The 6,157-nt window shown below is 42.1% G+C and carries 5 protein-coding genes; all 5 read right to left on the bottom strand.

Annotation, left to right across the window (positions count from 1 at the left end; all coding sequences use genetic code 11):
• On the bottom strand, positions 1-1,331 hold a 1,331-nt coding region (gene dnaB / locus F6K57_RS34810; RefSeq protein ID WP_293072533.1), incomplete at its 3' end, for a replicative DNA helicase.
• Positions 1,332-1,656: 325 nt separating this feature from the next.
• Positions 1,657-2,115 (bottom strand): 50S ribosomal protein L9, encoded by a 459-nt coding sequence (gene rplI / locus F6K57_RS34805; RefSeq protein WP_075901951.1) that lies wholly within the window; start codon positions 2,113-2,115, stop codon positions 1,657-1,659.
• 168 nt (positions 2,116-2,283) lie between these two features.
• Positions 2,284-3,525 (bottom strand): RNA-guided endonuclease TnpB family protein, encoded by a 1,242-nt coding sequence (locus tag F6K57_RS34800; RefSeq protein WP_293072531.1) that lies wholly within the window; start codon positions 3,523-3,525, stop codon positions 2,284-2,286.
• Between the two features lie 183 nt (positions 3,526-3,708).
• Entirely contained in the window at positions 3,709-4,254 is a 546-nt protein-coding gene (locus F6K57_RS34795; protein WP_293036303.1) for an EF-hand domain-containing protein, read from the bottom strand.
• A 120-nt stretch (positions 4,255-4,374) separates the two neighbouring features.
• Positions 4,375-5,148, bottom strand: a complete 774-nt coding sequence (gene gloB, locus F6K57_RS34790) for a hydroxyacylglutathione hydrolase (RefSeq protein WP_293072529.1) — start codon at positions 5,146-5,148, stop codon at positions 4,375-4,377.
• Positions 5,149-6,157 lie beyond the last annotated feature (1,009 nt).

Here is a 6,157-nt window from a genome sequence, read left to right as displayed (position 1 = left end):
GCCATATTCAGGAACTTGGTTAACCCAGGTTTAAAGATAAGTTTCACCGTTCCTGTCGGACCATTACGATTTTTAACAATGATGACTTCTGCCGTATCTCCATCTGGTGAATCTGGATTATAATAAGAATCTCTATAAAGCATCATGATTAAATCCGAGTCCTGCTCAATGGAACCCGATTCTCTCAAATCCGACATCATGGGTCGTTTGTTGGTGCGAGATTCCACAGCTCGACTTAACTGAGACAGAGCAACCACTGGGACTTTCAGTTCCCGAGCTAATCCTTTAAGAGAGCGAGTAATCCGAGACAACTCCTGAACTCGATTTTCACTACCACTGCCTTCCATTAACTGTAAGTAATCGATTAAAATTAACCCCAATGGGCTCCCTTGGGCTGCTTGAAGACGACGAGCATGCGATCGCATTTGCATCACAGTCTGGTTAGCGGTATCATCAATATAAATAGGCAAATCTGATAACACACCGATTGCTTCGCTCAAGGGTGCCCACTGATTTTGAGCAATGCGCCCAGCTCTGAGAAAGTTACTGTCAATTTTCGCTTCACTAGCTAACAACCGCTGCACTAGTTGTTCTCTTGACATTTCCAAGCTAAAAATTGCCACTGGCATTTTTTCAGCTACGTTACGAGCAATTCCTAACGCTAAGCTAGTTTTTCCCATTGATGGTCTACCAGCAATGATAATTAAGTCAGACGGACTTAACCCCCCAATTTGGGCATCCAAATCATAGAAGTCTGATGGAATACCAGGCAAATCAATACCCTGATTACGATTTTCTATATCTTGGAACGTTTGAACTAGGGTTTCAGAAATCGGGATTAGACCTTGCTGAGGACGCAATTGGGTGAGACTGAAAATTTTCTGTTCCGCTTGGTCAAGGACCGTTTCCAATTCCAAGGATGTCTCATAACCCAACTTAAAAATCTCGTTACCGGCTTCGATTAGCTGACGGCGCAGGTACTTGTCCATCACTAACTTAGCGAACCTGTCAATATTGACCGCTGAAACCGTCTGTTCAACTAGCTGAGCTAACTTAGCTTGACCCCCAACTTTCTCTAATAAGTCATTGTCATAAAGCCAGGTAGTAACACTCATCAAATCCGTCGGTTTACCCTGGCTATAAAGTAATAAAGCAGCTTCGTAAATGGTTTGGTGAATCCGGACATAGAAGGCTTTCGGATTCAGGAAATCACCAATTCGACCCATGGCTTCTGGGTCTAATAAAATTCCTCCGATAATAGACTCCTCGGCATCAATATTTTGGGGTGGTATAGAGTTACCAAACGCTGAAAAATCTGGTTTTTGAGTCATAGTAAACTAGTCGTCTATTGAGTTCAGGGTAAAGGTCAGCTATCAGCTATCAGCTATCAGCTATCAGCTAATGCGCTATGTCCCAGCGTCGAAGCCAAAGCCCATGCTACTTGAGGTGCTATTAGCTAATGCGCTACGCGCAAGCTACGCGAACAGCTAAAGCCTGACTAATACAATCTGAACAAATTAAGCACCTCAGGTGCGCTTTCCGTGATGGCGAGCAATACCTCGCCATCACGGGTCGCACCTGTTGTTTAATTGAGAGTTGACAGGATGATACAATCAACAGTCAACTCTCAACAAACTAAACAAACTATTAATTAACTTATTTGGGAACAACATGAATTTCTACAGTGGCTGTAACTTCTGGATGAAGCTTAATTTCTGCATTATAGAAACCAAGTTGACTAATCTCAGGGATAGTAATACCTCGGCGGTCTATTTCTTTGCCCGTAGACTCTTGGATTGCATCTGCCAAGTCTTGGCTGGTAACAGTACCGAAGATAGCATTATCTTCACCCAACTGCTTCGAGATAGTAAAGCGGCTAATGGTTTGTAGAGCAGTCTTCATCGACTCAGCTTGTCGCTTGATTTCGAGGATACGCTGCCGTTCTTGCTCTCTGCGCCGCTCAACTTGCTTGAGAACACCAGAGGTAGCCCTAACTGCAATTCCTTGGGGAATCAGATAATTGCGAGCATAGCCGGGAGCTACCTCTACCAAATCACCGTCTTTTCCAAGTTTATGAACGTCTTTGCTTAAAACGACTTGTACACGTTTTACCATAGTGTTTAATTTCGGGTATAGTTTAGAGTGAAGGATAATGCTTCGACAAACATTCCATCTTACGACAATTTGTAAGCGATCGCAACTTAGCGCTGAGTGCTGAGTGCTGAGTGCTGAGGGCTGAGGGCTCGGTGTCAATTAAAACACTTTGTGAACTACCCCAACCTACTACGTAGAGGTTGGGGCTTCCAGTTTCACGGAAGAATGCCTTAACTTGGACGGGCGTCCACGTCTTGGTCTTACTTCTTCTCCACTGGCGTTGACCTCCCCCGTCCCAGAGGAGGATAGCATTCTGATACCTTCTGCTCTGATATTTTTTGCTGCATTACCGTCCCTATCATGATGAGTCCCACAACTTGGGCAAATCCAAGCCCTTATATCTAGTGGCAACTCTTTTATTCGGTAATGACAATTAGAACATGTCTTGGAACTAGGGAACCATCGGTCTATCTCAACCAGTACTTTTCCCTCTTTTTCACATTTATAAGACAGGAAGTTTACAAAAGTTCCCCAGCTTAGATCAGATATTGCCTTAGCTAATTTATGGTTACGAACCATGCCCTTGACATTCAGGTTTTCAACTACTACTACTTGGTTGTTATCAACTATTTTTCTGGATAGTTTATGTAAGTAGTCTTGGCGGACATTTCCGATATGTTCATATACCTTAGCTACAATTTGACGCGCCTTTTTATTCCCACTGCTGCCTTTCTTTTTTCTGGCAGCGATGCGTTGTTTTTTTGCTAACTTCTTTTCGGATTTGGCTAAATGTTTAGGATTGCTGAATTTAGAAGTCTTGTTGCCGTCGTAAGTGATCGCAAAATCCTTGATTCCTAGATCAATACCAACAACCTTTCCCTCTGTAAATACTTTGGCGTTTAGTTCCATAGGAACGGCTGCGCCAACAGAATCATACTCCATCAATACTGAAGCGTAATACTTCCCAGATGGGGCTCTACTGACTGTTACAGTTTTTATTCCCCCATCTAATGGGCGATGAATTACTGCTTTGACAATGCCCAGTTTTCCTGGGAACTTTAAACAGTCACCAACTTGTTTTACATTTTGGGGGTACTGAATTGATTGACGATGATGGTATGACTTGAATCTAGGATATTTGGCTCTGCCCTCAAAGAAATTTTGATATGCACGACTAAGATTTAGACTCACAGATTGTAAAACCTGAGAATAACAATCTTTTAGCCATTCAGTCTCTTTTTGCTTTTTAAGTTTTGGCAGCATCGAGTTGAGTGCAGATTGTTTTAGCCCAAAACCTGTTTCTTTGTAAGTTTCTATACACTGATTTAAGGCATAGTTCCACCACCAACGAGCACATCCAAAATGCTGAGCTAATACTTGGACTTGCTCTTGTGTGGGATAGATTCTAACTTTGACGGCTTTATGTTTCACTGCCCTCAACCTTACTATCGACCTTGTTTATTATATAAATTTCGCAGTAAAATGTCAAACTTTGAATTCAAGTTCTCGGTTCGCTATCCATCCCCAACCTCTACGCAGTAGGTTGGGTAATTCCGCGACTCTTGTTAAACCCTTTCGGGGATAACATATCCGCCAATAGGCAAAACTAAATCATCAGTAGGAACCGAAAATCCAGTTTCCTGGAGCGTCTGGATCTTGACTGTAATAGAATTCGGTAACTAGATCTAATATCTCTTGTTTGTCAATGTAACCATCATTGTTCTGATCGAAGCGTCCAAAAATTTCTTCAATTTGACTGTCGTCAATACCGTAAGCCTTAAAAAACTGTCGGTATTCTTCCAGAGTAACTTTATCGTCTTTATCAGAATCTAATAGGAAAATAATCCCTGCCGCTTTAGCATTGACTACTGCTTCGTTACCGTCGGTGTCACTCAGGACATTTTCGTGATAAGTCAACCATTCATCCAAGGTCACTTGCTGGTCTTGATTCTGGTCGGTAAATTTTTGCACGCCATTCCAAATCCTCATGTAAATAGCCAGAAGATTGTCATAATATGGCGACCCCGGTGTCCAACCCCTGATCGCAGCAAGGTTATCAGTAATCCGTTCAAAATCGGCTTGGGTTAAAACACCGTTTGTTTGCTGATCGTACAGGTTAAACAACCTGGTCAATTTTCTCTGCTGCAATTCGCTAAGCATGGGTTTTTTCTATTGCTTGGATTAACTAAATTTATTAACTCAACCTTGATTATAGTCCAACTAATCAAGGGACATATTCTCAAGGAAATATGTCCCTTGATCAAGACTTTATCAATAATCTTAGAATCGGTCTTTCATCTCCCGTAACCGTGCAAATGTCTTAACGGGTTCTTTTGCCTGAACAGCCGACTGTAGGGCAGGGTCTTCCCAACGTAAAAATGGATTGGTGTGCTTTTCAACCCCTAACTGGGAGGGTACCGTTGCCTCTTTACGATGACGCGCCTCTTGGACTTGGGCAAATCTCCCTTGTAAGTCCGAGTTTTGACCATCGACACTCAGGGCAAATTGGAGATTTTTCAGGGTGTACTCATGAGCACACCATACTCGTGTATGATCTGGTAAATCCCTTAGCTTGCTCATGGATTCTACCATTTGGCCTGGTGTTCCTTCAAATAGTCTGCCACAACCGCCTGCAAAGAGGGTGTCGCCACAGAAGAGTTCACCGGTTTCACCAGGGACTACTGGGGGAAAGTAGTAGGCAATATGTCCTCTGGTGTGTCCGGGAACGAACAAGACTTCACCAATCCGATCACCAAACTCGACGCGATCGCATTCTTCTAAAAACACCTGTTGACCAGGAATCCGACCCCGGTCTTCAGCTCCCCCATATACACACACATCTGGAAACTGCTGCATCAACTGTCGATTTCCCCCCACATGATCCATGTGATGGTGAGTGTTGAAAATAGCCACTAATTCAGCATCCAGTTCTCTCAGACGCTGTACCACTGGTTTAGCCTCGGCTGGATCAACAACAGCAGCAATATTCCCCTTGGCGTCGTGTAATAAGAAGATATAGTTGTCAGAAAGGGCTGGAAGTCGATGAACCTGCATAGTTTAACACCATCTGTTTAACTTACAATTTATATACCAAAGGGAACAGCGGATCTGGGAACAGCGGATCTGGGAGTAGGGAGTAGGGAGTAGGGAAAAGGTAACAAAAATTATCACAATTCCTACACGGATTGGTATAGTTTTTTTTTCTCAACAACAGATGCTATATATAGTATACCTTACCTACCTAATTTTTATTATTAGAATTTTTTGTTAAAAAACATTATTTTTTATATTCCTTATTTTTTCTACTATTATATGGTAATATTTGGTTTTAAATTTTAACAATTTTCTCTTACATAATCCGAATTTAACTGACACGACGTTACCCTTGAACACACTTCCTAAGTAATCAGTAATCGGTAATCAGTAATAGTTAGCGAATCACCAATTACCCATTATCCATTACCAACTCACTATAGGTAGGATTCCTGACACTATTTCATCTTAGAAGTGTATGGATGTTCGGTTAACCCATCACATATTGGTAGTATTGTCAACCTCCATTACTAGGGGAATGCGCTAGACTAATGATCATATTGGATAGGAACTATTTCTCCCTGCTTGCCCCTAGGCTATAGCCCCCAAAGCAAAGGGCTGCTTCCCTAGCTAATTCTATTACCGATTGTTCTCAAGTCCCAACCCTCAATAATTTTAATCTAAGTTAAACACTGCTCTCACAGAAAATTAACAGAAGATGTCTAGATTAAATTATAGGACTTACGCAGAAACCCGGTTTCTTAACGTAATTACACCGATTTCAGCCTTTGATTGATCAAGATAAACCCGGTTTTAATAAACTTAGTGCGTAAATCCAGCAATTATCAAAGCCCAGTCATTCAGGAACTGATTCAAAACCACTATCAAGCCCACTGCGTCCCAGTCGATCTACCCTTTTGTCAACAGAATCTTATGCTAGTAGACCATCAAACCCCCAAATCTAATCACACCACCCGTAATCCCTTAAAAAAAGCAGGAACTTATGTATCACTGTTGTTACTGGGAGCAG

Source organism: Moorena sp. SIO4A5 (genome assembly GCF_010672005.1).
Taxonomy (GTDB): Bacteria; Cyanobacteriota; Cyanobacteriia; order Cyanobacteriales; family Coleofasciculaceae; genus Moorena.
Note: the sequence above shows the minus strand (reverse complement) of the source record. Positions and strands in the feature narration are given on the sequence as shown.